Origin of the sequence: Streptomyces torulosus, from assembly GCF_001419765.1 — a bacterium.
Taxonomy (GTDB): domain Bacteria; phylum Actinomycetota; class Actinomycetes; order Streptomycetales; family Streptomycetaceae; genus Streptomyces; species Streptomyces torulosus.
Map to the genome: position 1 here is coordinate 1 of NZ_LIRK01000326.1, position 2,170 is coordinate 2,170.

The 2,170-nt window shown below is 69.6% G+C and carries 2 protein-coding genes and 1 pseudogene; 1 reads left to right on the plus strand and 2 read right to left on the minus strand.

Features of this window, described 5'->3' with window-relative positions; translation table 11 throughout:
* Both AOK23_RS22650 and AOK23_RS22655 read right to left on the minus strand, forming a co-directional pair.
* Positions 1-262, minus strand: a 262-nt coding sequence (locus AOK23_RS22650) for an SCO4983 family protein (protein ID WP_476718304.1), incomplete at its 3' end; no start/stop codon positions are given.
* Between the two features lie 92 nt (positions 263-354).
* Positions 355-1,566, minus strand: a complete 1,212-nt coding sequence (locus AOK23_RS22655) for a pyridoxal phosphate-dependent aminotransferase (RefSeq protein ID WP_055714514.1) — start codon at positions 1,564-1,566, stop codon at positions 355-357.
* Between the two features lie 218 nt (positions 1,567-1,784).
* Between AOK23_RS22655 and AOK23_RS22660 the strand changes: the two are divergent.
* Positions 1,785-2,170 (plus strand): annotated as a pseudogene (locus tag AOK23_RS22660) (hypothetical protein); the annotation flags it as partial.

Below are 2,170 nucleotides of genomic sequence, written 5' to 3' on the forward strand. Positions count from 1 at the left end.
CGCGCCGGCCGGCCGGCGCGGAGGAGCGGACGGGCGGAAGGCCGCCGCGCAGCCGGGCCACCTGCTCGGACAGCCGCTCGGCGGCCGTGTCGAGGTCGGCGGTGGGGGCGAGCGCGCGGAGCTCGTCGGTCGTCGCGAGCAGGGCGGCCAGATGGCCGGCGAGCTGGATGTCCAGCTCCTCCTCGCGTGAACGGTGCGGGAAGTCGGGCGAGGTCGTCGCGGCCATCGTGTGGACCGACTTGGTGCGGATCGGCTCGTACATGGGATGGCCTCCAAGCTCGCTCTCGGAGAACCAGCCTACATTAGATTCCGTCTAAAGTTGAGCGAGGTCCGGAAGTCTTCCGCGGGAGTGCCTCACGGCTGGCCGTAACCGTCCAGGAAGTTCCCGATCCGGGTGATCGCCGACCTCAGGTCGGCCACGGTCGGCAGGGTCACCACACGGAAGTGATCCGGCTCGGGCCAGTTGAAGCCGGTGCCCTGGACGACCATGATCTTCTCCTGGCGGAGCAGGTCGAGGACCATCCGCCGGTCGTCCTTGATCTTGAAGACGTCGGGGTCGAGCCGCGGGAACAGATACAGCGCACCCTTCGGCTTCACGCACGACACCCCGGGGATCTGCGTCAGCAGCTCGTAGGCGACGTCCCGCTGCTCCTTCAGGCGCCCGCCCGGCAGCACCAGATCATTGATCGTCTGGCGTCCGCTGAGTGCGGCGACCACACCGTGCTGCCCCGGCATGTTGGCGCACAGCCGCATGTTCGCCAGGATCGTCAGGCCCTCGATGTAGGAGTCGGCGTGCGCGCGCGGGCCGGAGATCGACATCCATCCGACGCGGTAGCCCGCGACCCGGTACGCCTTCGACATGCCGTTGAAGGTCAGGGTCAGCAGATCCGGGGCCACCGAGGCGGTCGGGGTGTGTGTGGCGCCGTCGTAGAGGATCTTGTCGTAGATCTCGTCCGAGCAGACGAGGAGGTTGTGGCGGCGCGCGATGTCCGTCAGCCCCCGGATCATCGCCTCGTCGTACACCGCCCCCGTCGGGTTGTTGGGGTTGATGATGACGAGCGCCTTGGTGCGGTCGGTGACCTTGCGCTCGATGTCCGCGAGGTCCGGCATCCAGTCGGACTGCTCGTCGCAGCGGTAGTGCACCGCCGTGCCGCCGGACAGCGAGACCGCCGCCGTCCACAGCGGATAGTCCGGGGCCGGTACGAGCACCTCGTCGCCGTCGTCCAGCAGGCCCTGCATCGCCATGACGATCAGCTCGGAGACGCCGTTGCCGATGAAGACGTGCTCGACGTCCGTCTCGATGCCGAGGGTCTGGTTGTGCATGACGACCGCGCGGCGCGCCGCCAGCAGGCCCTTCGCGTCGCCGTAGCCATGGGCGGACGACACATTGCGGAGGATGTCCTCCAGGATCTCCGGCGGGCACTCGAAGCCGAAGGCGGCCGGATTGCCCGTGTTCAGCTTGAGGATGCGGTGACCGGCAGCCTCCAGCCGCATCGCCTCCTCGAGCACCGGGCCCCGGATCTCGTAACAGACGTTGGCGAGCTTGGTCGACTGGATCACCTGCATGTCCGTGAGCTTACGACCCGGTAACGGCTCGTGGGTCGTGTTTTCCACCACGTGAGACCGCCGCTATGCGGCGAAATGTTCCTCCGCTGTCCCTGAGCGCCACTCCTCCCTAGAATCCGCCCCCAGGTCCGGCCGCCCCCCACACGGCTCCAGGGCACATGACATGCAGGCAAGAAAAAGCAATGAATGGGGCGAATCGGGTGAACGGGGTGGACGGGGTGAACGGTGTGGATCGGGACGGTGAGACCTCCCAGGAGCCGCCGAACGTCTACCACCCGCTCGGCGACCCCTCCGCGGCGCCCGCCTACGAGGCCTTCCCCGATCCCGCCGCCGCCCACGGCTGGCAGAACGCCTACGACGACACCGTGCAGCTGGACGAGGTCGTGCTCGACGACCTCCGGGGGACCGCCGACGGAACCGGCGCCCCGCCCGCCACGGGGGTGGCCGGGTCTGCGGGTCCGGCCGCTCCCGCCGACGGGTCGTACGCGGCCGGCTCCCACGGGCGCGCCGACCCGTACGCACCGGACGGGCCGTATCCCCTCGGCGGCACGGACCCCGGCGGACGGCCGCGCGCGCCGTCCGGCGGGGTCCGTGCCGCCGAGGG

Bases quoted from the DNA above. Each gene is read 5' to 3' on its own strand.
- AOK23_RS22655 (WP_055714514.1), bottom strand. From the start codon at position 1,566: ATGCAGGTGATCCAGTCGACCAAGCTCGCCAACGTCTGTTACGAGATC.